This window comes from Massilia haematophila (genome assembly GCF_042647645.1).
GTDB lineage: Bacteria > Pseudomonadota > Gammaproteobacteria > Burkholderiales > Burkholderiaceae_D > Telluria > Telluria haematophila.
The window spans coordinates 5300024-5325691 of the sequence record NZ_JBHRVV010000001.1; the positions used below are offsets into that span (position 1 = coordinate 5300024).

Annotated in this window: 22 protein-coding genes; 15 read left to right on the plus strand and 7 right to left on the minus strand. The window is 64.6% G+C overall.

The features are described 5' to 3' along the window. Positions 1-110: 110 nt before the first annotated feature. The 4 genes from ACFOPH_RS23560 to pcp all read left to right on the plus strand — a co-directional run bounded on the left by ACFOPH_RS23560 (position 111) and on the right by pcp (position 2979). On the plus strand, positions 111-413 hold the full coding sequence (locus ACFOPH_RS23560) for a YciI-like protein (RefSeq protein ID WP_312553197.1): 303 nt from the start codon (positions 111-113) through the stop codon (positions 411-413). A gap of 273 nt (positions 414-686) precedes the next feature. Beyond that, positions 687-1379 carry a DUF969 domain-containing protein gene (locus ACFOPH_RS23565; protein ID WP_312553200.1) on the plus strand — a complete coding sequence of 231 codons (693 nt, stop codon included), beginning with the start codon at positions 687-689 and terminating at the stop codon, positions 1377-1379. Further along, positions 1376-2332, plus strand: coding sequence for a DUF979 domain-containing protein (locus tag ACFOPH_RS23570; RefSeq protein WP_379737540.1), 957 nt, complete (start codon positions 1376-1378; stop codon positions 2330-2332). The genes ACFOPH_RS23565 and ACFOPH_RS23570 overlap by 4 nt, the downstream gene beginning before the upstream one ends. 2 nt (positions 2333-2334) lie before the next feature. Then, positions 2335-2979, plus strand: a complete 645-nt coding sequence (pcp, locus tag ACFOPH_RS23575) for a pyroglutamyl-peptidase I (RefSeq protein ID WP_312553203.1) — start codon at positions 2335-2337, stop codon at positions 2977-2979. Between the two features lie 96 nt (positions 2980-3075). Here pcp and ACFOPH_RS23580 read toward each other — a convergent pair whose 3' ends face one another. The 3 genes from ACFOPH_RS23580 to ACFOPH_RS23590 are packed head-to-tail and all read right to left on the minus strand — an operon-like array spanning position 3076 to position 6025. Beyond that, complete coding sequence (locus tag ACFOPH_RS23580; RefSeq protein ID WP_312553204.1) at positions 3076-3975, minus strand: LysR family transcriptional regulator; 900 nt, start codon at positions 3973-3975, stop codon at positions 3076-3078. A gap of 13 nt (positions 3976-3988) precedes the next feature. Further along, entirely contained in the window at positions 3989-4903 is a 915-nt protein-coding gene (locus ACFOPH_RS23585) for a pseudouridine-5'-phosphate glycosidase (RefSeq protein ID WP_312553206.1), read from the minus strand. Positions 4904-4915: 12 nt separating this feature from the next. Next, positions 4916-6025 (minus strand): carbohydrate kinase, encoded by a 1110-nt coding sequence (locus ACFOPH_RS23590; RefSeq protein WP_379737543.1) that lies wholly within the window; start codon positions 6023-6025, stop codon positions 4916-4918. A 308-nt stretch (positions 6026-6333) separates the two neighbouring features. Here ACFOPH_RS23590 and xapA point away from each other — a divergent pair, with 308 nt between their 5' ends. The 10 genes from xapA to ACFOPH_RS23640 all read left to right on the plus strand — a co-directional run bounded on the left by xapA (position 6334) and on the right by ACFOPH_RS23640 (position 21372). Further along, the gene (gene xapA, locus ACFOPH_RS23595) at positions 6334-7179 is read left to right on the plus strand and encodes a xanthosine phosphorylase (protein WP_379737545.1); all 846 of its coding nucleotides are present in this window, start codon (positions 6334-6336) and stop codon (positions 7177-7179) included. 21 nt (positions 7180-7200) lie between these two features. After that, complete coding sequence (locus tag ACFOPH_RS23600) at positions 7201-8394, plus strand: phosphopentomutase (RefSeq protein ID WP_379737547.1); 1194 nt, start codon at positions 7201-7203, stop codon at positions 8392-8394. After that, complete coding sequence (gene deoC / locus ACFOPH_RS23605; protein ID WP_312549449.1) at positions 8391-9347, plus strand: deoxyribose-phosphate aldolase; 957 nt, start codon at positions 8391-8393, stop codon at positions 9345-9347. Before ACFOPH_RS23600 ends, deoC begins: the two co-directional genes overlap by 4 nt. Positions 9348-9365: 18 nt before the next feature. Continuing rightward, positions 9366-11744, plus strand: coding sequence for an aldehyde dehydrogenase family protein (locus tag ACFOPH_RS23610; RefSeq protein WP_379737549.1), 2379 nt, complete (start codon positions 9366-9368; stop codon positions 11742-11744). 273 nt (positions 11745-12017) lie between these two features. Further along, positions 12018-13343 (plus strand): thymidine phosphorylase, encoded by a 1326-nt coding sequence (deoA, locus tag ACFOPH_RS23615; protein WP_379737551.1) that lies wholly within the window; start codon positions 12018-12020, stop codon positions 13341-13343. A gap of 9 nt (positions 13344-13352) precedes the next feature. Further along, on the plus strand, positions 13353-13757 hold the full coding sequence (locus ACFOPH_RS23620; protein WP_312549447.1) for a cytidine deaminase: 405 nt from the start codon (positions 13353-13355) through the stop codon (positions 13755-13757). Positions 13758-14179: 422 nt separating this feature from the next. Then, positions 14180-16981 carry a type VI secretion system Vgr family protein gene (locus ACFOPH_RS23625; protein WP_379737553.1) on the plus strand — a complete coding sequence of 934 codons (2802 nt, stop codon included), beginning with the start codon at positions 14180-14182 and terminating at the stop codon, positions 16979-16981. Between the two features lie 12 nt (positions 16982-16993). Further along, positions 16994-17869 carry a DUF4123 domain-containing protein gene (locus ACFOPH_RS23630; RefSeq protein ID WP_379737555.1) on the plus strand — a complete coding sequence of 292 codons (876 nt, stop codon included), beginning with the start codon at positions 16994-16996 and terminating at the stop codon, positions 17867-17869. Position 17870: 1 nt separating this feature from the next. Then, complete coding sequence (locus ACFOPH_RS23635; protein ID WP_379737557.1) at positions 17871-20348, plus strand: T6SS effector BTH_I2691 family protein; 2478 nt, start codon at positions 17871-17873, stop codon at positions 20346-20348. A 199-nt stretch (positions 20349-20547) separates the two neighbouring features. Then, a complete protein-coding gene (locus ACFOPH_RS23640) occupies positions 20548-21372 on the plus strand; it encodes a DUF6708 domain-containing protein (protein ID WP_379737559.1) in 825 nt (274 codons plus the stop codon). Between the two features lie 31 nt (positions 21373-21403). On the opposite strand, the gene ACFOPH_RS23645 is transcribed toward ACFOPH_RS23640, so the two are convergent. The 4 genes from ACFOPH_RS23645 to ACFOPH_RS23660 form a co-directional block, all read right to left on the minus strand. Then, positions 21404-22183, minus strand: coding sequence for a LytR/AlgR family response regulator transcription factor (locus tag ACFOPH_RS23645; RefSeq protein ID WP_312549439.1), 780 nt, complete (start codon positions 22181-22183; stop codon positions 21404-21406). Continuing rightward, positions 22183-23073 carry a sensor histidine kinase gene (locus tag ACFOPH_RS23650; RefSeq protein WP_379737561.1) on the minus strand — a complete coding sequence of 297 codons (891 nt, stop codon included), beginning with the start codon at positions 23071-23073 and terminating at the stop codon, positions 22183-22185. Before ACFOPH_RS23650 ends, ACFOPH_RS23645 begins: the two co-directional genes overlap by 1 nt. A gap of 2 nt (positions 23074-23075) precedes the next feature. Next, positions 23076-23327: a hypothetical protein gene (locus ACFOPH_RS23655; RefSeq protein WP_312549437.1), complete on the minus strand. Its 252-nt coding sequence runs from the start codon at positions 23325-23327 to the stop codon at positions 23076-23078. 96 nt (positions 23328-23423) lie between these two features. Next, a complete protein-coding gene (locus tag ACFOPH_RS23660) occupies positions 23424-24026 on the minus strand; it encodes a GNAT family N-acetyltransferase (RefSeq protein ID WP_379737564.1) in 603 nt (200 codons plus the stop codon). Positions 24027-24350: 324 nt separating this feature from the next. Here ACFOPH_RS23660 and ACFOPH_RS23665 point away from each other — a divergent pair, with 324 nt between their 5' ends. Then, positions 24351-25667, plus strand: a complete 1317-nt coding sequence (locus ACFOPH_RS23665; protein ID WP_379737566.1) for an aspartate aminotransferase family protein — start codon at positions 24351-24353, stop codon at positions 25665-25667. The last annotated feature ends 1 nt before the right edge of the window (position 25668 follow it).

The window sequence follows — 25668 nt, forward strand, 5'->3', positions numbered from 1 at the left end:
ATTGCTGGGATCACGACGGGCATGAGCACGATCAAGCGTGCGCGGTGACACGCGTTCGCCCCGCTCCTGGGGTACTATCCCATATCCCTCGCCGTCCCACAGGAGTCCACGTGCATTACCTGCTCATCTACGATCTCGCTCCCGACTACCTCGAACGCCGCGCCGAGTTCCGTAACGAACACCTGCGCCTGGCCTGGGAAGCGCAGGAGCGCGGCGAGATGGTGCTGGCCGGCGCCCTCGACACACCCACCGACCGCGCGATGCTGCTGTTCCAGTGCGACAGCGCGCAGGTGCCGCAGCTGTTCGCGGCAAGAGACCCCTACGTCACCCACGGCCTGGTGCGCGCCTTCCACGTGCGCCGCTGGCATACCGTCATCGGTGAGCTGGCGGCCGATCCGATGCGGCCTGAGTAAGCAGGGCGCCCGGCGGTGTCGCTAAGGAAGCACTGATTTATTCATGGCGGCGGTCTCGACCACGAGAAAATGCGTCCTGCTGCGTTGTAAATCCTCGCGATACCCCGGTATCGCTCCGGTTTACGCCTTGCCGGCCACATTTTTCGTGTCCGATTCCTGCGCGCCAGAATAAATCAGTGCTTCCCTAACGCAAACTGCCTTCGGTTACACTTTCCGGCTAATAAATAACAAGGGCGCCCAGGTGTTGCCGGGCGCGCCGAGCCGGAGACCGTATTGCAAACCGCTGTCAACCTGTGGCCGCTGCTGGGCGTGGCCGTCATCGCCGCCGGCTTCCTGCTGCGCGCCAATCCCGTCCTGGTCGTGGTCGCCGCCTGCGGCGTCACCGGCCTGGCCGCCGCCATGCCCTTCATGCATGTGCTCGAGTCGCTCGGCACCGCCTTCGTCAAGACCCGCAACCTGCCCCTCGTCCTGCTGCTGCCGCTGGCCGCGGTCGGCCTGCTCGAACGCTTCGGCCTGAAGGAGCATGCGATGGCCAGCATCGCGAAGATCCGGTCGGCCACCGCCGGGCGGCTCCTGATCGTCTACCTGTTCCTGCGCGAGACCTCGGCCGCCGCCGGTCTCACCAGCCTGGGTGGCCAGCCCTCGATGGTGCGCCCGCTAATCGCGCCCCTGGCCGAAGGCGCGGCCGAAGCGCGCAACGGCACGCTCTCCGACAAGCTGCGCTACCGCATCCGCGCGATGGCGGCGGCCACCGACAACGTCGGCCTGTTCTTCGGCGAGGACATCTTCGTCGCCTTCGGCGCCATCGTGCTGATGCAGACCATCCTGCGCGCCGAGGGCATCGAGGTCGATCCGTTGCGCATGGCGCTGTGGGGCATCCCGACCGCGGTCTGCGCCTTCGTCATCCATAGCTGGAACCTGCGCCGCCTGGACGCCGCGATCTTGCGCGAAGGGGAGGGCAAGTGATCTTCTCGCTCGACTTCCTGTACGTGCTGGTCGGCTTGCTGCTGGGCGTGGTCGCGCTGCTGACCCTGCTTGACCGCGATCATCCGCGCCGCTTTACCAGTGCGCTGTTCTGGGGCCTGTACGCCTTCGTGTACCTGGCCGGCGACCACATTCCCGCCGCCCTGGCCGGCGCGGTCATGCTGGCGATGGCGCTGCTGGCCGGCTGCGGCCTGGTGCGCCAGGGACGCCACGGCACGCTGCCCGAGTCCGAGCGCCGCGCCAGCGCCGCGCGCCTGGGCAACAAACTGTTCCTGCCGGCGCTGGTGATCCCGGTCGTCACGGTGCTCGGCGCCACGCTGCTGAAGGACGCGCGCATCGGCGATTATCTTCTGTTCGACCAGGCCCACCTGACCCTGGCCAGCCTCGGCTGCGGCGCGCTGCTGGCCGTGGGCGCGGCCTGCTGGCTGACGCGCGCCAGCCCGGTGCAGGGCGTGCGCGAGGCGCGCCGCCTGGTCGACGCCATGAGCTGGGCGGTGACGCTGCCGCACATGCTGGCCGTGCTGGGCCTGCTGTTTGCGGAAGCGGGCGTCGGCAAGGCCGTGGCGCATGTGAGCACCAGCTGGTTCGACGTCGACTCGCGCCTGGCCGCCGTCGCCCTGTACTGCATCGCCATGGCGCTGTTCACCGTCATCATGGGCAACGGCTTCGCGGCCTTCCCGGTGATCGCCGGCGGCATCGGCGTGCCGGTGCTGGTGAAAGTCTATGGGGCGGATCCGGCGATCATGGCTGCCATCGGCATGTTCAGCGCGTATTGCGGCACATTAATGACGCCGATGGCTGCCAACTTTAATATCGTGCCGGCGGCCCTGCTCGAGCTGCCCGACAAGAACGCGGTGATCAAGGCGCAGATTCCGACCGCGCTGCCGCTGCTGGCGGCGAACATCGTCCTCCTCTACTTCCTGATGAATCGATAGCGATGAAAAAGACTGTCCTGCTGACCGGCTTCGAGCCATTCAACGGTGCGAGCGTCAACCCGGCCTGGGAGGCGGTGCGCGCCCTCAAGGGCTGGCGCGGCGACGACTTCCTGGTCGAGGTGCTGCAACTGCCCTGCGTGTTCGGCTTCGCCAACCGGGTGCTGGCCGGCGCCATCGACGAGATCAAGCCGGACGTGGTGATCGCGGTGGGCCAGGCCGGCGGCCGCGCCGACCTCACCGTCGAGCGCGTGGCGATCAACCTCGACGACGCGCCGATCCTCGACAACGACCGCCAGCAACCGGTCGACGCGACCATCGTCCCGGACGGCCCGGCGGCCTACTTCGCGACCCTGCCGATCAAGGCCATCGTCGGCGCGATGCGCGAACGCGGGCTGCGCGCCTCGGTGTCGCAGACTGCCGGCACGTTTGTCTGCAACCACGTGTTCTACGGCCTGATGCACCGCATCGACGGCAGTGCCGTGCGCGGCGGCTTCATCCACGTGCCCTACCTGCCGGAGCAGGCCGCGGCCTTTGACGATGCGCCGTCGATGGCGCTCGAGGAGATCATCGAGGGACTGCGGGTGGCGGTCGAGGTGGCGGTGAAGGGAGGGGGCGACGCGCACCTGGCCGGCGGGGCGACACATTGAGCGCCGGGAGCGCGTGAGCACGCAGGTTTCGGATAGGCGCGCGCACCAAAGAACGCCTGGGCACACCTGCCTACGCCGGCCGCGCCCACCCTGCGATCATCCGTCGGGATTCAGGATCTTGAGGAAGGCGCGCACCACCGGCGCGTCGTCCTGGCTGGTGGTGGCGATGTACAGGTTGGCCGAGGGCGGGTTGGTGCGGATCGGGAGGAAGGCGACGCCCGGCCAACCGATGCGGCTGGTGGTCTGCGGCATCAAGGCCACGCCGAGCCGGGCGCCGACCATCGCCAGCAGGGTCTGGGGCTCGGCCGCTTCCTGGAAGATCGCCGGCTGGAAGCCCGCGTTCACGCAGCACTGGATCAGGTAGCGCGGTTCGGCCGACTGGTTCAGGTGCAGGGTCAGCATCGGCTCGTTGGCAATGTCGGTCAGTTCGATCGCGTCCTGGCGCGCCAGCGGGTGGTCCTTGTGCACGGCCACGCAGAAGTTCTCGCGGAAGCACAGGTCCTGGCGCAGGTTCGATTGCTTCAGTTCCTCCTCGTCCATGCGCGGCTCGCGCCAGAAGCCGACGTCGATCTGCTTCGAACGCAGGGCTTCCAGCTGCTGGTCCGGTCCCAGCTCGTGCAGGGTCCAGGTCACGCGCGGGAACTCGGTCTGGAAGCGCTCCAGCAGGCTCGGGATCGGCCCCCACATCGCCGAGCCGACGATGCCCACGCGCAGGCGGCCGACTTCGCCGCGGTCGATCTGGCGGATGGTGTCGATCGTCATGCGCATCCGGCCCAGCAGTTCGGTCGCTTCCTGCATCAGCGCCTTGCCGGCCATGGTCAGCTCGAAGCTGCGCGTGGTGCGCGCGAACAGGCGCACCCCGAGCTCGGATTCCAGCTTCATGATCTGCTGGGACAGCGGCGGCTGCGAGATATGCAGGCGCTCGGCGGCGCGGCTGAAGCTTTTTTCCTCGGCCACGGCGAGGAAGTACTTCAGTTGTTTCAGGTCGATCGACATGGGGCTTGGCGGATCAGGCGTTGCCGTTCAGGGCGACGGCCAGGCGCGCGCCGACCAGGGCGTTGTGCTTGACCAGCGCGATGTTGGTGACCAGGCTGCGCCCTTCGGTCAGCTCCTTGATGCGCGCCAGGAGGAAAGGCGTGACCGCCTTGCCTGTGACGCCCTGGGCAGCGGCTTCCTTCAATGCCTGTTCGGTGATGCGGTCGATTTCTTCCTTCGGCATCGCCGATTCCGCCGGGACCGGGTTGCTGACCACCACGCCGCCGTCCAGGCCGAGCTGCCACTTGGTGCGGATGAAGGCCGCCTGGTCTTCCGGCGCGTCGAGCTGGAAGTCGGCCTTGAAGCCCGATTCGCGCGTGAAAAAGGCCGGGAAGCCCGGCTGGCCGACGCTCACCACCGGCACGCCCTGGGTTTCCAGGTATTCCAGGGTCAGGCCGATGTCGAGGATGGACTTGACGCCGGCGCAGACCACGGCGACGTTGGTGCCAGCCAGCTCCTGCAGGTCGGCCGAGATGTCGAAGCTGGTCTCGGCGCCGCGGTGCACGCCGCCGATGCCGCCGGTGACGAAGACTTCGATGCCGGCCAGTTCGGCGCAGATCATGGTCGCGGCGACGGTGGTCGCGCCCAGCAGGTTCTGCGACAGCACGTAGGCCAGGTCGCGGCGGCTGACCTTGATCGCGTCCTGGGCGGTGCCGAGGCGTTCCAGCTGTTCGTCGTTCAGGCCGACGCAGATCTTGCCGTCGATGATGGCGATGGTGGCCGGCACCGCGCCGGCGTCGCGGATGATCTGCTCGACTTCGCGCGCTGTCTGCACGTTCTGCGGGTAGGGCATGCCGTGCGAGATGATGGTCGACTCGAGGGCGACGACAGGCAGGCCGGCGTTGCGCGCGGCCATGACTTCGGGAGAGAACAGCAGGAAGGATTGCATGGTTTTACTACCTTATTGGTGAATGAGGGCGCCGAAGGTGTCCGGCGCCAGCTGCGGGCAGACCGTCTGGCGGCACTCGATCGTCATGGCCGACAGGTGCAGGCCGCGGCGGCAGGCCAGTGCCAGGTCGGCGCCGCCGCTGTGCAGCGACAGCACGACCGCGGCGGCAAAGGCGTCGCCGGCGCCGGTGACGTCGACCACCTCGGCCGGCGGCGCGTCGAGGCGCTCGGCGCCGCCGCCCGGCACGGTGAACAGCACGCCGCGCGCGCCCAGCGTGACGACCACGTCCTCGGCGCCTTGCGCCTGCAGTTCGCGGCAGGCGGCCGCCAGTTCGGCGTCGCCGCTCACGCTGCGGCCGAGCCGCGCCGCCAGTTCGCCTTCGTTCAGGATCAGCAGGCGGATGCCGGCCAGCGAGTCGGGCAGGCGGTTCATCTTCGGTTCCGACACCGCCACCACGATCAGCGCCACGCTGTCGCGGGCGGCGTCGCGCTGCAGGGCGGCGATGGATTCCAGGGGCAGGTTCAGGTCGGCCACGATCAGCGAGGCATTGGCGCGCTGCTGCTGGCGGGTGTCCAGGAAGGCGGGGGTAATGCGGTCGTATAAAGCCATGTCGGCCAGGGCGACCACCATCTGGCCTTCGGCGTCGAGCACCGCGGTATAGGTGCCGCTGCCGGCGTCGTCGAGCCGCAGGCAGCCGCGCACGTCGATGCCGAGGCTCTCGGCATGGGCGAGCAGGGCGCGTCCGGACGAATCGCTGCCGACCGCCGTGACCAGGGACACCGCCGCGCCCATGCGCGCCAGGTTCTCGGCGATGTTGCGCGCCACGCCGCCGAACGACTCGGCGCCGCTGGCCGGGTTCGAGGTGCCCATCGCCAGCGCGCCCTCGGCGCGCAGCTTGCGGTCGAGGTTGGCCGCGCCCACGCACAGGATCGGCCGGTTGTCCGGCAGCACGTAGGCGCGCCCGAGCAGGCGGCGTTCGCGCACCAGGGTGGCGATGTAGCCGGCCACGGCCGAGCGCGACAGGCCGAGTTCGGCGGCAAGATCCTGCTGCGCAATGAAGGGATTGGCGCGGATCAGTTCGTACAACTGTTCTTTCTTCGAGAGTTCAGTCACGGTCGGCATTTCTAAACAAATGTTGGAGAATACTAGACAAATGTTTGGGTGCAGTCAATGCCGCATCAAACCATTTGTCGTGTTGCGCAAATTGTATCTCCAAGCCAACACTCATCAGCGACCCCTGTCGGGATTTATTTTCGGCTCATATAAATGCTGAAGAAAAATGGTATTTGCCATACATATCCGGGATAATGCATAGTTAGAACAGTTTTGGCTTGATCGCGCCCTCGCCGCAGCGGCGCCGGGCCGCTTCCCCGCATCCCAGGTCCGTACGACAGCCTCTCCCCGCTACCAGTTTCATACGAAGGAATACCATGTCCAGCAATACCCCATTCGAAGCCGCCGACGTCATCCGCGCCCGCAAGCCGGGCTTCGAACCGCGCGTCGCGATGATCCTCGGCTCCGGCCTCGGCGTGCTGGCCGAGCAGATGTTTGATGCCGTCTCGATCAGCTATGCCGACCTGCCGGGCTTCCCGATCAGCACCGTGCATGGCCACGCGGGCGAACTGGTGCTGGGTACCCTGGCCGGCGTGCCGGTGGTGTGCATGAAGGGCCGCGGCCACTTCTACGAAGGCTATGGCGCGCAGGTGATGACCTCGGCCGTGCGCACCTTCAAGCTGCTCGGCTGCGAGATGCTGCTGGTGACGAATGCCGCGGGTTCCCTGCGCGCCGAAGTGGACGCCGGCAGCGTCGTGGTCCTGACCGACCACATCAACCTGCTGCCGGGCAGCCCGATGGCCGGCCCGAACGACGACCGCTTCGGCCCGCGCTTCTTCAGCATGGCCAATGCCTACGACGCCGACCTGCGCGCGCTGGTGAAGGAAACCGCCGCCGCCAAGTCCATCACGCTGCATGAGGGCGTCTACCTGGCAGCGCCTGGCCCGAACTTCGAGACCGCCGCCGAAATCCGCGCCTTCAAGACCCTGGGCGCCGACGTGGTCGGCATGTCGGTGGTGCCGGAAGTGATCTCGGCCCGCCACTGCGGCCTGAAGGTGGTCGGCGTCTCGGCCATCACCAACCTGGCCGAAGGCCTGACCCCGTTCCCGCTGTCGCACGAGCAGACCCTGAAGTACGCGGCCGTCGCCGCCAAGGACCTGGTCACCCTGATCCACTCCTTCGTCGAGCGCCTGGCCTCGGTGCCGCGTTCGGCCGCCAACTAATTCACGAACACGAGCGATCCTATGTCACGCGCATTCATCCTCCTGCTTGACTCCTTCGGCCTGGGCGCGCTGCCCGACGCCGACAAATACGGCGACACGGGCGCCAACACCTTCGGCCACATCGCCGCCTGGGCCGCGCAAGAGGGCACGCCGATGGCGCTGCCGAACCTCGAGCGCCTGGGCCTGGCCGCTGCCGCGCACAAGGCCAGCGGCGAGTGGGCCGCCGGCTTCGGCCAGCGCGACGGCTTCACCGGCGCCTGGGGCGCCGCGCGCGAGCAGTCGACCGGCAAGGACACGCAGAGCGGCCACTGGGAGATCGCCGGCGTGCCGGTGCTGTTCGACTGGGGCTACTTCCCGAAGACCGTGCCGTCCTTCCCGCAAGAACTCACGGATAAACTGCAAGAGCTGACCGGCGTGCCGGGCTGGCTCGGCAACTGCCACGCTTCCGGCACCACCATCATCAACGAGCTGGGCGACGAGCACGTCGCCAGCGGCAAGCCGATCCTCTACACCTCGGCTGACTCTGTACTGCAAATCGCCGCGCACGAAGAGCACTTCGGCCTGGAGCGCCTGTACGCGGTCTGCGAAGCGGCCTACGAGCTGGTCAAGCCCTACAACATCGGCCGCGTGATCGCGCGTCCGTTCACCGGTTCGAACGGCGACTACAAGCGCACCGCGAACCGCCACGACTACGCCGTGCCGCCCACTGCGCCGACCCTGCTCGACCACGTGAAGGACGCGGGAGGCGACGTCATCGCCCTGGGTAAGATCAGCGACATCTTCGCCGGCCAGGGCGTGACCCGCCTGGTCAAGGGCCCGGACAACATGGCGCTGTTCGACCGCCTGCTCGAAGTGGCCGACGACGCACCGGAAAAGTCGCTCACCTTCGTGAACTTCGTCGACTTCGACATGCACTTCGGCCACCGCCGCGACGTCGCCGGTTATTCGAACGCGCTGCACGAGCTGGATGCGCGCCTGCCCGAGTTCATGGCGAAGCTGAAGGATGGCGACCTGGTCGTGATCACCGCCGACCACGGCTGCGACCCGACCGCGCCGGGCTCGGACCACACCCGCGAACACATCCCGATGATCTTCTTCGGCCCGAATGTCGCGCCGCAGGAACTCCCGACGGCATCGACCTTCTCCGATATCGGCGCCACCCTGGCGAAACACCTCGGCGTCAAACCCCTCTCGAACGGAACCGCACTGCTATGACCCAGAACCTGGACTTCAAACGTAACACCGCCGTCGGCCTCGACCTCGGCTGGGTCAACAGCCTGAAGGTGAACCGCAACGCGGCCGACCGCCGCGCCGCCAGCCTGGCGAACCGCCGCACGGTGAAGAAGGAATACCAGGCCGCCTGGCTGGTCCGCGCCATCGAGTGCATGGACCTGACCACGCTGTCCGGCGACGACACCCCGGGCCGCGTCGAGCGCCTGTGCCGCAAGGCGATGCGCCCGTTGCGCGCCGACCTGATGCAGGCACTGGGCCTGGAAACGCTGCAGACCGGCGCGGTCTGCGTGTACCACGAGATGATCCAGCCGGCCGCGAAGATCATCCAGGGCCGCCTGCCGATCGCCGCCGTGTCGACCGCCTTCCCGGCCGGCCTGTCGAGCATGGAAACCAAGCTGCGCGAGATCGAACTGTCGGTCGCCGCCGGCGCCACCGAGATCGACATCGTCATCACCCGCCAGCACGTCCTGACCGGCAACTGGCAAGCCCTGTACGACGAAATGCTGGCCTACCGCCAGGCCTGCGGCGAGGCGCATGTGAAGGCGATTCTCGCCACCGGCGACCTGGTCACCCTGGACAACGTGGCGAAGGCCTCGTGGGTCTGCATGATGGCCGGCGCCGACTTCATCAAGACCTCGACCGGCAAGGAAGGCGTGAACGCCACCATTCCCGTGTCGCTGGTGATGGTGCGCGCGATCCGCGAATACTACGAGCAGACCGGCTTCATGGTCGGCTACAAGCCGGCCGGCGGTGTCTCCACCGCGAAGTCGGCCCTGCAATACCTGACCGTGATGAAGGAAGAGCTGGGCAACGAGTGGCTGCAGCCGCACCTGTTCCGCATCGGCGCGTCGAGCCTGCTGACCGACATCGAGCGCCAGCTCGAACACTACGTCACCGGCGCCTACTCGGCAGCCCACCGCCACGCGCAACCTTAAACACCGAACGGATTCGTCATGCCAACAATTAAAGAGATTCTGCAAACTATGGATTACGGCCCCGCTCCTGAAACCACCAAAGAAGCGCACGCGTGGCTGGACGGGCATGGACGCCGTTTCGGCCTCTTCATCGACAACGACTGGACCGAGGCTGCCGACACTTTTGCATCGAACAACCCGGCCGACGGCTCGGAACTGGCGCAGGTCACGCAAGCCACCGCTGACGACGTCGAGCGCGCCGTCGCGGCCGCACGCCGCGCCCAGCCGGGCTGGGTCGCCCTCGGCGGCCATGGCCGCGCGAAGGTGATGTACGCGCTGGCGCGCCTGCTGCAAAAGCACGCCCGCCTGTTCGCGGTGCTGGAAACCCTGGACAACGGCAAGACCATCCGCGAAACCCGCGATGCCGATTTGCCGCTGGCCGCCCGCCACTTCTACCACCACGCCGGCTGGGCCGCGCTGCAGGCCGAGGAATTCGCCGACTACCGCGCCGTCGGCGTGGTCGGCCAGATCGTGCCGTGGAACTTCCCGCTCTTGATGCTGGCGTGGAAAATCGCTCCGGCCCTGGCCGCCGGTAACACCGTCGTCTTCAAGCCGGCCGAGTACACCTCGCTCACCGCGCTGCTGTTCGCCGAGATCTGCCAGCAGGCCGGCATGCCGGCCGGCGTGGTCAACATCGTCACCGGCGACGGCCGCGTCGGCGAAGCCATCGTCAACCACCCGGGCATCGACAAGCTGGCCTTCACCGGCTCGACCGAAGTCGGCCGCATCATCCGCAAGGCTACCGCGGGCAGCGGCAAGAAGCTGTCGCTGGAACTGGGCGGCAAGTCGCCCTTCATCGTGTTCGACGACGCCGACCTCGACGCCGCCGTCGAAGGCCTGGTCGACTCGATCTGGTTCAACCAGGGGCAGGTGTGCTGCGCGGGCTCGCGCCTGCTGGTGCAGGAGTCGGTCTACGACCGCTTCATCGCGAAAGTGAAAGCGCGCATGCAGAACCTGCGCGTCGGCTCGCCGCTGGATAAATCGAACGACATCGGCGCCCTGGTCGACCCGGTGCAGCAGCAGCGCATCCACGGCCTGGTCGAAGCCGCCCGTGCCGAGGGTTGCGAGATCTGGCAGCCGGCCTGCGAAGCGCCACAAGCCGGCTCCTGGTACCTGCCGACCCTGATCACCGGCGCCTCGACCTCGGCCTCGGTCGCCCAGACCGAGATCTTCGGACCGGTGCTGGTGGCGATGAGCTTCCGCACCCCGGGCGAGGCGGTCCAGCTGGCGAATAACACCGTGTATGGCCTGGCCGCCTGCGTGTGGTCGGAATCGATCTCGCTGGCGCTGGACGTGGCGCCGCAGATCAAGGCCGGCGTGGTCTGGATCAACACCGCCAACCAGTTCGACGCGGCCTGCGGCTTCGGCGGCTACCGCGAATCGGGCTTCGGCCGCGAGGGCGGCAAGGAGGGCATGTACGAATACCTGACCCACCTGTCGGAAGACGCACGCCCGGCGGCGCCGGTCATCGCCGAAAAAGGCAAAGTGAAAGCCGCAGAGGGCGACAGCCCGTTCGCCGTCGACCGCACCGCCAAGCTCTACATCGGCGGCAAGCAGGCCCGCCCGGACGGCGCCTACAGCCGCGCCATCGCCGGCGCCAACGGCGCCTTCCTGGCCGACGTCGGCGAGGGCAGCCGCAAGGACATCCGCAACGCCGTCGAAGCGGCGCACAAGGCGTCCGGCTGGACCAAGGCCACCGCGCACAACCGCGCCCAGGTGCTGTACTACATCGCCGAGAACCTGGCGATCCGCGCCGACGAATTCGCCCAGCGCATCGCCGCGCAGACCGGTGCGAAGGACGCAGCCCGCGAAGTGCAGGCCTCGATCGAGCGCCTGTTCTACTGGGCGGCCTGGGCCGACAAGTACGACGGCCTGGCGCACCAGCCGCCGATGCACGGCATTACCGTCGCGCTGAACGAGCCGGTCGGCGTGATCGGCGTGATCTGCCCGAACGAGAACCCGCTGCTGGGCTTCATCTCGCTGGTCGCTCCGGCGCTGGCGCTGGGCAACCGCGTGGTCGCCGTGCCGTCGGAAGCCTACCCGCTGTCGGCCACCGACCTGTACCAGGTGCTGGATACCTCGGACCTGCCGGGCGGCGCGCTGAACATCGTCACCGGTTCGGCCGACGAGCTGGCGCGCACCCTGGCGACCCACGGCGACGTGGACGCGGTGTGGCGCCACGACGGTTCGGCGGAAGGCTGCGCCGAGGTCGAGCGTCTGTCCGCGGAAACGCTGAAGCGCACCTGGGTCGGCGGCGGCAAGGGCCGCGACTGGTTCGATGCCAAGCAGGCCTGCGGCCGCGCCGTGCTGCAGCACGCCAGCCAGGTAAAAAACGTCTGGATTCCGTACGGCGTTTAACCAAATAGTAAGAGTACCGTCACGTTGACGCGTGACGGGTAGGGTGGGCGCCCCGTGCCCACGCGGTGATAGTTGACATCTGCGATGTCGTGGTCGGGCCGGCATGGATAATGGCTTCGATTGCGCGATCGACTGGCATAGGCTACGTATCACCGCGTGGGCACATTTTGCATTTAAGGCCCCGCCTCAAATGCCCCACCCTACGTCGTTTCCGGCGTTATCGATACGATTGCGCTCGTTTGTTTATTTGAATTTATGAGAGGCGAACATCCCATGTTCCTCCCCCAAGAAATCGTCCGCAAGAAGCGCGACGGCGGCATCCTGACCGCGGAAGAAATCCAGTTTTTTGTCCGCGGCATCCCTGACGGCAGCGTCACCGAAGGCCAGATCGCGGCGCTCGCGATGGCCGTCTACTTCAACGACATGACCATGGACGAACGCGTCGCCTTTACCCTGGCGATGCGCGATTCCGGCCAGGTCCTGGAATGGAAATCGCTGGACCTGCCGGGCCCGGTGGTCGACAAGCACTCGACCGGCGGCGTCGGCGACGTGGTCTCGCTCATGCTCGGCCCGATGGTCGCGGCCTGCGGCGGCTTCGTGCCGATGATCTCGGGCCGCGGCCTGGGCCACACCGGCGGCACGCTCGACAAGTTCGACTCGATCCCCGGCTACAGCACCGTGCCGGAACCCGAGCTGTTCCGCAAGGTCGTCAAGGACGTGGGCGTGGCCATCATCGGCCAGACCGCCCAGCTGGCGCCGGCCGACAAGCGCTTCTACAGCATCCGCGACACCACGGCGACCGTCGAATCGGTGGCGATGATCACCGGCTCGATCCTGTCGAAGAAGCTGTCGGCGGGCCTGGACGCCCTCGTCATGGACGTGAAAGTGGGCAGCGGCGCCTTCATGCCGACCCCGGAAAAATCGCTGGAACTGGCCGAGAGCATCGTCAGCGTCGGCAACGGCGCCGGCACCCGCACCTCGGCCATCCTGACCGGCATGAACGAGTCGCTGTGCCACGCCGCCGGTAACGCGGTCGAAGTGCGCGTCGCGATCGACTACCTGACCGGCAAGTCGCGCCCGGCGCGCCTGCACGAAGTGACGATGGCGCTGTGCGCCGAGATGCTGGTGATTTCAAGCCTGGCCCAGAGCACCGACGAAGCGCGCGCCAAGCTGCAGGCCGCGCTCGACTCGGGCGAAGCCGCCGAGCGCTTCGCGCGCATGGTCACCGCCCTGGGCGGCCCGGCCGACCTGATGGACAAGCCCGACGCCCACCTGGAAACCGCGCCGGTCATCGTGCCGGTGCCGGCCCTGGAAGCCGGCTACGCCAGCTCGGTCGACACCCGCGGCCTGGGCCTGGCCGTGGTCGCACTGGGCGGCGGCCGCGTGCGTCCGCAGGACACGATCGACTTCGCCGTCGGCCTCACCAACCTGGTGGAACTGGGCGACAAGATCGAGGTCGGCCAGCCGCTGGCCACCGTCCACGCGCGTACCCAGGCAGCGGCCGAGCAAGCCGTGCGCCAGGTGCAGGCGGCCTACCGCATCGGTCTTGAGCAGCCGGCGGCCGAGCCGATGATCCACCGCGTCATCCGTCCGAACTAAGGACCACCCATGAAGTACGCGAAACTGATCGACGAAGCCCGCGCCGCACGCGAACTGGCTTATACGCCGTACTCGAAGTTCCAGGTCGGCGCCGCCCTGGAGTGCAAGGATGGCCGCATCTTCCGCGGCTGTAACATCGAGAATGCGTCCTACGGCCTGTGCAACTGCGCCGAACGCACCGCCTTCTTCTCGGCGATCGCCCACGGCTACAAGCCGGGCGACTTCGCCGCGCTGGCGGTGATCGGCCAGACCGACGGCCCGATCGCCCCTTGCGGCGCCTGCCGCCAGGTCATCCTCGAACTGGGCGGCAACGCGTTGCCGGTCGTGCTGACCAACCTGAAGGGCGACATCCACGAGACCACGGCGGCCGACCAGCTGCCGAACGCCTTTGGCGGTTGGGACCTGAATAAGTAAACGTCCGACCGGCCCGCTGCACAGGCCATCGATGCGAGAGCGCTGCCCGCGAAAGCGGAGCAGCGCTTTTTTTGCGGCCGCGCGAGTTGCCAACGGCCGGGCATGGGGTCTCGTAGGGTGGGTTCTTGAACCCACGCGGTTCGGCGGTTGAGTAATCGCGGCGGCTGGAGACAGGCTGCATGCGCCGACGATCTCCGGATGACCTGGCGGTGTGCATGGGTACGACCGCGTGGGTTCGAGAACCCACCCTACAAAACCTACTTCGTGCATTCGGATTTCTCTGAAGCAGTATGTTGCAGCAGCAATTGACCTGATCCTCCGCAAAAACGGGGTGCCGATCTCGCAGTGTAATCGCTGGGTTCGCCTTGCCCTTGCGCACGGCGACGCCGCTTCATGCGTCCCGCATTCACTGGAGATCGACAATGCCGCAGCACGTCCTCGCTGGTCTTCCCGCGTCGCTCAGCCGCTACACCCAGGACACGCGCCTGTTGAGGCTGACGACGCCGCTGGGCGAACACCTGCTGGCCGAATGCGTGCGCGGCGAGGAAGCGGTCAGCCAGGGCTACGTCTTCCGGATCGACGCCTTGTGCGAGGACGCGCACCTCGCGCTGAAAACCCTGGTCGGCCAGCCGGCCCTGCTGCAACTGCTGACCGCCACCCGCCGCGACGCGCCGCGTCCCTTCCATGGCCACGTCACCGCCGCCCGGATGAGCGGCGCCAACGGCGGCTTCGCCCGCTATCACCTGACCCTCCAGCCCTGGAGCGCCTTCCTCGGATACGGCCGGGACAGCCGGATATTCCAGAACATGACGGTCTTCGACATCCTCGACGCCGTGTTCGCCGGCTACCAGGGCCGGGGCAGGCTGGCGCCCGCGTGGCGCTACGAGATCGCCGACCGCGGCAGGTATCCGAAACGCAGCCTGTGCACCCAGTACCAGGAAAGCGACCTGGCCTTCGCCGAGCGCCTGATGCACGAGGAAGGCCTGTTCTACTTCTTCGAGCATGCCGGCGATCCGGACAGTCCCGCGCTCGGCAGCCACACCATGGTGATCGCCGACCACAACGCCGCCTTCAAGCCGAACGCCCAGCCGGCGGTGCAGTTCACCCGGCCGGGCGCCGTCATGCGCGCCGACAGCATCGACCGCTGGCGCACCGAATCGCGCCTGCGCACCAATGCGGTCGAGATGGGTAGCTGGGATTACCGCACGCTGCGCCAGCGCCAGGTGGCGGCCGCCGGCGTCGGCGAGCAAGCGGCCAGCCTGGTCAGCCGCGATGCGCCCGGCGTGTATGCCTGGCCGGACCGCGAGCAGGGCGAGCGCATCGCTACCCGCCAGATCGAGGCGCTGGAAGCGCTGCGCCAGGTGCACGTCGCTGCCGGCACCGTTCGCAGCTTCGCACCCGGCACGACGTTCTCGCTGCAGGGCCACGCCCGCTTCGACGGGGCGCGCACCGATGCCGAGCGCAGCTTCACGATCGTGCGCGTGGTTCACCTCATGCACAACAACCTGACGGCCGAGGTGCTGGGCAGCGTGCATCGCGCCTTGGGAAAGGGCGCGGTCGCGGCCGCCATCGACGCCGAGCCCGGCCTGCATGCCTCCGGCGACGGCGCCGGCGAACGCCCGCTCTACCGCAACCGGATCGACGCCTTGCCGGCCAGCCTTCCTTACCGCAGCAGCGGACTGGATGCGCACGGCCAGCTGCTGTATCCGCGCCCGACCGTGCACGGACAGCAAACGGCGATCGTGGTTGGGCCGGCTGGCGCAGTCGTCCACACCGACCGCGATCACCGCATCAAGGTCCAGTTCCACTGGCAGCGCGGTTCAAACAGCCATAGCCGCATGGATCATCCGCATCCAACAGGGCACACCGGCGCGCCCGGCAACGACCTGGCCGGCACCTGGGTGCGCGTGGCGACGCCGGTGGCCGGCGCGAACTGGGGCAGCAACATGGTGCCGCGCGTCGGCCAGGAAGTGCTGGTCGATTTCCTCGATGGCGACATCGACCGGCCGGTGGTGGTCGCTTGCCTGTACAACGGCCGCGGACAGCCGGACGCGCAACACAACCAGGCCGCGTACGGCGCCGGTGCCGCCACGGGCAACGCGCCGTCGTGGTTCCCGGGCGAAGGAGCTGGGCACGTGCATCCGGCGGTGCTGTCGGGTTTCAAGAGCCAGGCCATGCGCGACAGCCGGGGCGGCGCCGGCGCCTACAGCCAGCTGGTGTTCGACGACAGCGCCGGCCAGCCGCGCGTGGTCCTGCAGCGCCACGGCAAGGCGCACGACGGCTCGGCGGAACTGAACCTGGGACATCTGCGCCACCAGAGCGACAACGCGCGCCTGGCTCCCGCCGGCTTCGGCGCCGAGTTGAAGACGGCGCACAGCGCGGCCGTGCGGGCGGGGCGGGGCATGCTGCTGTCGTCCGACGCCCGCCGCGGCGCCAGCGGCAGCCAGCTCGACTCGCGCGAGGCGCAGGGGCGGATCGAGGAGAGCAATCAGCTGCAGGTCGGGCTGGCGGCGCAGGCGCAGAAGCACAACGCGAAGCTCAAGGACGAGCCGGAGCCGGCCGAGCTCGCGGCCCTAAAGGAGATGGGGCACAGCCTGGAAGTCGTTTCCTCAATGGCCGCCGGCGCGGACGGGCAAGGGAAGGTGGACGCCTACCTCGAGCCGCATTTGCAGTTGTCGAGCCCGGCCGGGATCGTTGCCGGGACGCCGGGCAGTGCAGTGCTGGCGGCCGGGACGACCGGCAGCGTGAGCGCCGGCCAGGCTATCGGTGTGGTGGCACAGGGGAATGCGCTCACGACGGTTGCGCGAGGTATCAGCCTGTTCAGCTATGGGAAGGCCGGAAACAAGGCCAAGCCGAACCAGGAGGTAGGGCTCAGGTTGCACGCGGCGAGCGGCAAGTGGAGCAGCCAGAGCCAGTCCGGCTTGACCTCATTTGTCGCCGACAAGACCGTGACGGTGGCGAGCGTCGCCAAGACGGTGTCGATCAGCGCGCCGAAGAAGCACGTGCTGCTGACGGCGCAGGGGGCGTATATCAAGCTCGAAGGGGGAAATATCGAGGTTCATGCGCCGGGCAAGGTGGATTTCAAGGCGACCAGGAAGGAGTTGGCCGGGCCGCAGAGCGCGAACGGTGAGGCGAGCCTGCCGAAGGCAGGTGAGCTCAAATTGTGCGAACTACGAGCGGCTGGTGCTGCCGCGGCAGGAGACAGCACCGTGCCTTTGTCCTGATCAAGGATCGCCATGACCGAAGTTCTCGATTACCAGACGTTTCAGGAGCATGCATTTGCCGTTGTCGATGCAAGAATGGTCGAGCAGCTACCTTCCGGGTTGGTGACCGAGGCGCTCGTACCCCAACGGCTGGCTGGGAGTGCCCATCTGATGCCCACGCTGATCGACCTGCAGCGTACATCGCGCGCGCGTTCAGACGCGCTGTTCAAGTGCATGTCTGAATTCCCAACGGATGCAGGGCCACTACCGCCTGTGGCCTTGCTGCTCAGAACAAGCGCCAGCGCAGCGGCCATCGCACGCCATTGGAATTCGATGCAACTGGTCGAGCCTCGACCGGGAGCAAGGCTGTGGCTGCGCCTGCATGATCCACGGGTCCTGCACCAAATGTTACGTGTGCTCAGCCCAGCGCAGCGCAGGAGGCTTTTCGGGCCGTCGCAGGCATTTACCTATTGGGTCGGTGGGACGTGGGTGTCGGCCATGCGGGAGATGGATGACTCGCCCACTCAGATTGCAGGGAACGATCCATCGCCGCCTACTGCAGCGTGGGCTATGGCGTGGAATTGGAAGCGCATCGAGCGTATCGGCCTGGTCAATAGGGCGCTGCATGGTGCCGGGGTGGTCGGGGCATCGGCCTTGACGAGCCAGGGAGCGTTAGCCGAGCAACTCATGGAACGCGCCCTCAAGCATGGGCTCATCGACCAGGCAGATCTGGTCGAGTTTGCGACGCGCGGTCTGCTCACCAATTTCGGGTTTGACGATCACCCGGTTGTCAGCCGTGCCATACCGTCGTCAGATGGAGATTCCCGTCTGTCCGACCGCTTCGCATTAATCCCGGAACACGTATGGACCGAACTTCGCCCAACCAAGCCGATGCAGGGAGAACTCTGAGATGACGACGTCGACCAGATGCGATTTCTGCGACAAGCGTGGCTTGCCGCTGTTACTCGTGCGTGATGCGGTCGCACCCGCAGGAGCAGGTGCGCCGCTGGCGCCAAGCTTGCCGATAGAACTTGCGCCAACGGCGGCGCACTATACCAAGCGTCTGCTGCGCAGCGGCTATGTCAACGTCTATGACGAAGCTCGACGGCGGTGGGAAGCGTATTTCGTTACGGCGGATGGTTACTTCTTCAAGCTGCTGCAGACGTCCGGTGTTGCCCCCGTCGTTCCCGCGAAACCCTTCAATTGTGCTGATGAAGGCCATCGGGCAGTTGCAAGCTGTATCACCATTTCAGATCCAAAAAACGCGTCCAAAGTATGGATAGGGTTTAGCGATGTGCTGTGGACTGATGCGGTACGCAAAGCGAATGATGACCCGACATATCGCAAGCGACACATGGTAGAGATTGACGTACAGAGCGCGATCAAAGGGAAGCAAGCGCCACACAGGCCGATGGCGCAAGTGACAGCCGTAGTTGCCGAGTATGCAATGGCGCCAAAAGATGCAAAATTCGCGTTTTCGGCAAGCCCTTTCAATTTTGACACACGCTACGGACGAGCCGAGAGTCTCGTCCGAGAGTGTAATGCGCTTGCCCGTGAAAAAGGGCTAATTGTAACGCTGCCAGATCCGGCAGGTATTACACAGGAACTTGCACTACTGATGGAATGCAAAATCAAGTCATTCATATCCAAAAATCCTGTAGACCAACGCAATCTGGCCGCCAGCGCGGCGATCGATCGTATTGAAGAAGCGTATCGAAAAAGTTTTGAAGATACTGAAATTGCTACAACGGAGCAGTTGGCAGACGAGCAAATAACCGAAAACCCGTTCGGGCACTTGTTTTCGGCATCGACTCGCGAAAAAACGGAGCGCCTACGAGAAGTCACATCTAACCAATTGGATCGCGCTTCGAATGACGGGTGGAAGAAATATGCTAGCAAATTTGATAACAAAAGCCGTCAGGCTTGGCTAAAGCCATTTAGTCAAAGGTTTGAGACTTTTAACAAGGATTACATTGCCCCTTTGGCATTGAGTCATGCGACCTGGATGAAAGCTCAAGCGCTTGCTGCCTATTTCGAGTGCAATTACGACGTCCATAGTGTGGACTCTGGTACCGTATATACTATGGTCGTAACTCAATGTGTCACGGCCACACAAGATAAGCAAGCTTGCTCGAGGTTATATGAAGAATGGCTAGGGGGTGATGTCGCGGATAAGGAAAACATCTTATTGCGGGCGATGATTGGAAATCAAAAAATTAATGAAGAGGCCGTGAAGGCTGCAATAACGGTGAGTGCCGATCTTCGTCAGATACCATGGGATAATATCTTCGCTGCATATAACACTGCCGGTGCAAGGCTTGCGGCAGGTGCCCAAGATGCTGCTGCACGGCTTATTGTTCAGATTGGCGGCCCATTGGCCAGGATTTTTAACAAGGTGCTGGACGGTAGTGCGGGCTTTCGAGCTGCAATCATGGCTACTGGATTAGTGTCGGGCCATCCCGTGATCTTTATTGAGGTGACTGGTAGCCGAAAGGAATTCCGCAAACTTGCAATCCGAGAATTGCTGCGCGCCAGTGGGCAAACAGTCAGTAATAAAGTATTAGGGAAAGCTGTGGCAGCTGAGCTTAAACGACAGCAGATTCGTGGTGTTCGTCTTGGAGGAAATACCCGCATGCGTTTTGCTTTGAATTTGGATCAATTGACACTTCGGAGCATCCCGAGCGGGCTTAGTCAGCAGCAAATTGCGAATCATTTAGTTTCCTCTTTTAGAACTGTCGAGGCGCTTGAAAACATAAACCTCAATCGGTGGCGATCCGTTATAAATCAAGAGATGGGCTCGGGAATTGTTGCCGCCATCTTGCAAGCAATTACTTTAACGAAACTGTTAGTGGATAAGGAAAAGAGTCTTGCGAACGAAAAAGGAGATGCATCCGGTCGGGTCGAGGCTGGTATGTGTGCAATCGCTGGATCTACATCTGAAGTGCTTGGGAATTTTCTAAAGAACAGAGCTCTGCTCGGAATGCGGTTCGGGCAGGGATTAGTCGCGAGCATGGGAAGATATACGGCAATCATAGGACGGGTGACGGGACTGGGAGGGAGTCTGTACATGGCCTTTCTTGATGCGGAAAAGTATACTGAGGCACGAAATGAAAATCAGCCAGGCTTGGCGTGGCTATACGGTGCCTCAGCGATTTCTGGACTGGCCCTTGCATCTGTATTGTTTTATCCTGCCATTTTGGGCGCGGCGGCAATTCCAGTAATAGGTCTTTTGATCTTATTGTGTGTCGGTATTGGGCTTCTTATCGAAAATCTTAAAGATAACCCAATACAGGATTGGTTGGAGCGTTGTCCTTGGGGGATGCTCAGTTCTCAACGTTATCCAGATATGGCAACTGAGCAGGCCCAATTGTTGCTGGCTCTGAAATAAGGCGCAAAAGATGGAATTCTCTGGATTGATTACGCGCTATCCGGTCGGGTACGCGCTTCCGCAAACCGCTTTCGGGTTTCAGCTCCGACAAAAGCAGAGATTGTCTTTGGAACCACGTTATCAACTGAGTGTCATTAGGATGAATTCGACGTATTTGGAGTCGGTGGATAAGTGGTTCGCTTGGAAAGGAATGGTCACGATGTTCGCCCTCGTCGTCTTAGTCATGGTTAATGCAACGTTGGGATGGGGGGCTTTTAAATGGATTCTCGAGGCCGCTGGTGTTCTGCCATCACCATTTAGTTCTGAGTTCCTTTACGCAAATGGGATTGGTATGGCTGGGGTTGTCGGTTGCCTGAGCTGGGGAGCTATCTGGCTCCTGCGTAAAGAATCGTTTGCTTATACTCATTATCCGATCCGGTTCAACCGAAAAACGCGTACTATTCACGTGTTTCGCATCGATGGAACGGTACTCTCTACTTCTTGGGATAAGGTGTTTTTTACGTTAGTAAAAATGCCGCCTTGGGACGAATGGGAGGTGCGCGGGCATGTCCTTGAGGCGGACGGTGTTGCCGTTAAAGAAACTTTTGCCTTGAGTTGCGTTGATTCACTTGATGCAAGAGATGCCATACCTGGAGCTACCGAGTCTTCTTCCAGAGATTTCGTCCGGGCGCATTGGGAATTCATTCGGCGCTATATGGAGGAGGGGCCGGATGTGGTATCTGAGCAGGTAAAATTCTGTATGCCTGTCAATGATCGACACGAGAAAATTCGTGTAAGTATCGAGCGGGTCTTTGCTAACATTGCGGGAGCTCCATTGGTTTTTTATTGGATGCTTTTCCCATTCTGCATAGCGATAAGTTTTTTCAGGCTGATTGCAATGCGTACCAGCAAAATTCCGCAGTGGCCCGATGATGTTGAGATGGACTGCCAGATCGAAATTGGCGATCCTTACGCGTTCGAAGGTAACTCAGCAGGCGAACGAGTAAATCTGTTTCCAGACGCTGCCAAACACACCAGCGCTTGAAATCAGTCTGATAAGACGCCCCACTGTTGAATCACATCTGCTGAAACAAATGCGAGTGATTCCTGCTCACCTCCAGCTCATGCGGATAATTCCGCACCCTGAGCATCTGCCGCCCGCGCATATCGCGCGACACCTCGGCAATCGCATCCACCCTTACCAGAGTCGAGCGGTGAATCCGCCAGAACTCGTCCGGATCCAGCTCGTCGGCCAGCTCCTTGAGGGTCTTGCGGATCAGCAGCTCGGCGGTGGCGGTCTGCACCCGCGTGTATTTTTCGTCGGACTGGAAGAACAGGATCTCGCGCGTGCTGATCATGCGCAGGCTGCCGCCGACCTGGGCCTGGATCCAGCGCAGGTAGCTGCGCTTCGGCGCGGCGCCTTGCTGCTGGAGCAGGCTGCTTAGCTGCGCCAAGTGCGAACCGATGTCTTGCGGCGCCTGCGGCAGGCGCTTGCGCAGGCGTTCGCAGGTGGTCGCCAGGCGCTCGGCGGTGACGGGTTTCAGCAGGTAGTCGATGGCGCCGTGTTCGAAGGCGTCCACCGCGTACTGGTCGTAGGCAGTGACGAAGACGATGTGGCAGCGGTTGTAGAGCTGGCGCGCCGCTTCGATGCCGCCCATGCCGGGCATGCGGATGTCGAGGAAGGCGATCTGGGGCCTGAAGCACGTGGCCAGCTCCACGGCTTCGACGCCGTTGGCGGCTTCGGCGACGATCTGCAGTCCCGGCCAGGCCTCCTGCAACCGCGCGCGCAACTGTTCGCGCATCGGCGCTTCGTCGTCGGCGATGAGCGCTGTCGGGGCGGTAGGTGCAGGGGCCATCAGGCATCCTCCATCATCTTGTACGGTATGCGCACCGAGGCGCAGGCGCCGCCGCCGGGCGGTGCTTCGATCACCAGCTCGGCCTGGGCGCCGTACAGCAGTTGCAGGCGCTCGCGGATATTCGCGAGCCCCACACCTTCATCGGCGTGCAGGTCGATGCCGACGCCGTCGTCGCAGACGTCGACGATCAGCGTCGCGCCGTCGACCCGGGCGCGGACCAGGATGGTGCCGCCTTCGATCTTCGGTTCCAGGCCGTGCTTGATGGCGTTCTCGATCAGGGTCTGCAGCATCATCGGCGGGAAGGGCGCGCTGCCGAGGAAGTCGGGCACCTCGAAGCGCACGGTCAGGCGTTCCTTCATGCGCGCCTGCATGATGGCGAGGTAGGCTTTCGACAGGTCGAGCTGCTTGCCGAGGGTGGCGCCGCCCGAGGAGCGCATCTGCGGCAGCGCCGAGCGCAGGTAGGCGATCAGGTGGGCGTGCACCTTGGCCGCCTCGGGCGGATCCGTTTCGATCAGGCGGCCGATCAGGGCCAGGGTATTGAACAGGAAGTGCGGCTCGACCTGCGCCTGCAGCGCGGCCATCTGCGCTTCGGTCAGGCGCCGCTCGAGGGTGGCGACGTCGGCCTTCAGGGTGGCGTCGCGCGCCACCAGTTCCGCGCGGCGCTTGCCGCCGGCCAGGACCTTGACGCCGAAGGAGATGAAGACGTACCAGAACGCGGGCTCGGGCGTGTTCACGATGACGAAGAACACGATCGCCAGGAACCAGGTGAGATACAGCTGGCGCCACTCGACGACGGCAAGCCAGTCGAAGAACGCCCACCAGAGCTTGCTCGCTTCGGCGAAAGCTTCGCGCATGAGGTCGACGACCCGGTTGATCTGGCTTGCCTGCACTGTTACTCCTCGATCGGCGTCTTCTTGTCGCTGTTGATGGCCAGTACCGCGTATTTCACGGCCAGGAAAATCGCGAACAGGGTCAAGGCCAGCGGAATGACGGTGATCGCGCAGGCCACCAGCACGGCGGCCAGCAGCAGGGCCGGCCAGGGCAGGGCCGAGAAGGTGCGCAGGCCGCCGCGGACGGTGCGCAGGCAAGCCTCGGCGGCGTCTTCGAGTTCGGCGGCAAAGCTGCGGAAGGTGGTGGTTTTCATGCGACTGCTCCTGTCAAAAGAAGTTCGGATAGGCGCACTGTATGCCCACGGCCGCGCTCGCGCGAGTCCGTCGCGACGAAGCGTGGAATTCATGGCTCAAGCGGTAGCGTGGGCGGACGAACGGGATCCCGCGCGCTCGTCCCAGTAGCGTCGAAGCAGGCCATAGAAGGCGGTATCGGCCTTCTCGCCGTGCACGATCCAGCGCTCGGGCATGTAGCCTTCGCGGCGAAAGCCGAGCTTTTCGAGCAGGCGCGCCGAAGCCTCGTTGCGCGGGTCGATGTCGGCTTCGATCCGGTTCATGTCGAGTTCGTGAAAAGCGTGGCCGAGCAGCGCTTCGAGCGCCTCGGCCGCGTAGCTGCGCCCCCAGTGGTCGCGTGCCAGGGCGTAACCGAGCTCGCAGCGCCGGTTCTGCTTGAAGAAGCCGCGCAGGTTGCAGACGCCGATCAGCCGGTCCGTATCGCGCAGGGCGATGGCGTAGCGATACAGGCCGCCGTCCCGGTAAGCCTGCCGGGCTTCCGCGATCATCGTCTCGGCCTGGGCGATGTCGGTCCACGCGCCCGTCGACCAGTAGCGCACGACCTCGGGGTCGCCAAAGATGCCCAGCAGGTCCGCGGCATCGGCGTCGGAGAAGGGCCGCAGGGCCAGGCGGGCGGTGCGCAGCATAGGGGGCAGTAAGTCAGGAGGCAACGAGTCACTCATCACGTTCTCATCTTCTTGTTGGGTTTGCGTTGGATCAAACGTCTTGGCATTTTGGCACTAGCGAGCAGTCAGGTGCTTTAGCATGTACAGTTTCTGCTGCTGACTTCGGCTATATGCAATTCGATATGACGAAGCTGCCGCGTGCGTCTATATTAATGGATCGTCCGCTTGTTTTTGCAAATTTGCAACGCACCATCCTGTGCAAGCTGACGGGTCTGGCGCCACGCGGCTTTACTTTCGGAGCGCGGACGCGCACATTGCTATGATTGCCTCGTCGTTTTGCCATCCGGCCCTTTATGGGCTGCAAACAAAGGGAGAGCCTGCATGAACGAGTCCAGACCCAAGTCGATGTCCGCATTCTGGATGCCCTTCACGAACAACCGCGACTTCAAGGTCGATCCGCGCCTGCTGGTCTCGGCCGAAGGCATGTACTACAAGGATGTCGACGGCAACCAGATCCTCGACGGCACCGCCGGCCTGTGGTGCGTCCCCTGCGGCCATGCCCAGCCGCGCATCGTGGGCGCGGTGCGCGAGATGATCGGCCAGCTCGACTTTGCGCCCACCTTCCAGATGGGGCACCCGGCCGCTTTTGATCTGGCCGAGCAGCTGATGGACTACACCGGCCACAAGTTCGGCCACGTCTTCTACACCAACTCCGGTTCCGAGGCGGTCGACACCGCCCTGAAGATCGCGCTGGCCTACCACAAGGCGCGCGGCGAGGGCGGGCGCACCCGGCTGATCGGGCGCGAGCGCGGCTACCACGGCGTCGGTTTCGGCGGCCTGTCGGTGGGCGGCATCGGCCCGAACCGCAAGAGCTTCGGCCCGCTGCTGCCCGGCGTGGACCACCTGCCGCACACGCACAACCTGCTGAAGAACGCCTTCTCGCGCGGCGAGCCGGACTTCGGCGCCGAGCTGGCGGACGAACTCGAACGCCTGGTCACGCTGCACGACGCCTCGACCATCGCCGCCGTCATCATCGAGCCGGTCTCCGGCTCCACCGGCGTGCTGGTGCCGCCGAAAGGCTACCTGAAAAAGCTGCGCCAGATCTGCGACAAGCACGGCATCCTGCTGATCTTCGACGAAGTCATCACCGGCTTCGGCCGCCTGACCACGCCTTTCGCGGCCGATTACTTCGACGTCGAACCGGACATGATCACGGCCGCCAAGGGCCTGACCAACGGCGTGATCCCGATGGGCGCGGTCTTCACCAGGCGCCACATCCACGACGCCTTCATGGAGGCGCCGGCCGGCATCGAGCTGTTCCACGGCTACACCTATTCCGGCCACCCGGTGGCCTGCGCCGCCGCACTGGCGACGCTCGAGGTGTTCAAGGAGCAGCGCATCCTCGATCGCGCCAAGGAGATCCAGCCCTACTGGGAAGACGCGGTCCACGCCCTGAGGGGACTGCCGCACGTGATCGACCTGCGCACCATCGGCCTCGTCGCCGGCATCGAGCTCGAACCGATTCCCGGCAAGCCCGGCGCGCGCGCCTACCAGGCCTTGAAGCGCGCCTTTGCCGACGGCATCCTGATCCGCACCACCGGCGACATCATCGCGCTGTCGCCGCCCCTGATTCTCGAGAAGCAGCATATCGACGAATTGTTCGGCAAGCTGGCCAACGTACTGAAAAACCTGGACTAGA

Coding starts and splice junctions, on each gene's coding strand:
- pcp (WP_312553203.1), top strand. CDS start 2,335: ATGAAAAAGACTGTCCTGCTGACCGGCTTCGAGCCATTCAACGGTGCG.
- ACFOPH_RS23580 (WP_312553204.1), bottom strand. CDS start 3,975: ATGTCGATCGACCTGAAACAACTGAAGTACTTCCTCGCCGTGGCCGAG.
- ACFOPH_RS23585 (WP_312553206.1), bottom strand. CDS start 4,903: ATGCAATCCTTCCTGCTGTTCTCTCCCGAAGTCATGGCCGCGCGCAAC.
- ACFOPH_RS23590 (WP_379737543.1), bottom strand. CDS start 6,025: ATGCCGACCGTGACTGAACTCTCGAAGAAAGAACAGTTGTACGAACTG.
- xapA (WP_379737545.1), top strand. CDS start 6,334: ATGTCCAGCAATACCCCATTCGAAGCCGCCGACGTCATCCGCGCCCGC.
- ACFOPH_RS23600 (WP_379737547.1), top strand. CDS start 7,201: ATGTCACGCGCATTCATCCTCCTGCTTGACTCCTTCGGCCTGGGCGCG.
- deoC (WP_312549449.1), top strand. CDS start 8,391: ATGACCCAGAACCTGGACTTCAAACGTAACACCGCCGTCGGCCTCGAC.
- ACFOPH_RS23610 (WP_379737549.1), top strand. CDS start 9,366: ATGCCAACAATTAAAGAGATTCTGCAAACTATGGATTACGGCCCCGCT.
- deoA (WP_379737551.1), top strand. CDS start 12,018: ATGTTCCTCCCCCAAGAAATCGTCCGCAAGAAGCGCGACGGCGGCATC.
- ACFOPH_RS23620 (WP_312549447.1), top strand. CDS start 13,353: ATGAAGTACGCGAAACTGATCGACGAAGCCCGCGCCGCACGCGAACTG.
- ACFOPH_RS23625 (WP_379737553.1), top strand. CDS start 14,180: ATGCCGCAGCACGTCCTCGCTGGTCTTCCCGCGTCGCTCAGCCGCTAC.
- ACFOPH_RS23630 (WP_379737555.1), top strand. CDS start 16,994: ATGACCGAAGTTCTCGATTACCAGACGTTTCAGGAGCATGCATTTGCC.
- ACFOPH_RS23635 (WP_379737557.1), top strand. CDS start 17,871: ATGACGACGTCGACCAGATGCGATTTCTGCGACAAGCGTGGCTTGCCG.
- ACFOPH_RS23640 (WP_379737559.1), top strand. CDS start 20,548: ATGTTCGCCCTCGTCGTCTTAGTCATGGTTAATGCAACGTTGGGATGG.
- ACFOPH_RS23645 (WP_312549439.1), bottom strand. CDS start 22,183: ATGGCCCCTGCACCTACCGCCCCGACAGCGCTCATCGCCGACGACGAA.
- ACFOPH_RS23655 (WP_312549437.1), bottom strand. CDS start 23,327: ATGAAAACCACCACCTTCCGCAGCTTTGCCGCCGAACTCGAAGACGCC.
- ACFOPH_RS23660 (WP_379737564.1), bottom strand. CDS start 24,026: ATGAGTGACTCGTTGCCTCCTGACTTACTGCCCCCTATGCTGCGCACC.
- ACFOPH_RS23665 (WP_379737566.1), top strand. CDS start 24,351: ATGAACGAGTCCAGACCCAAGTCGATGTCCGCATTCTGGATGCCCTTC.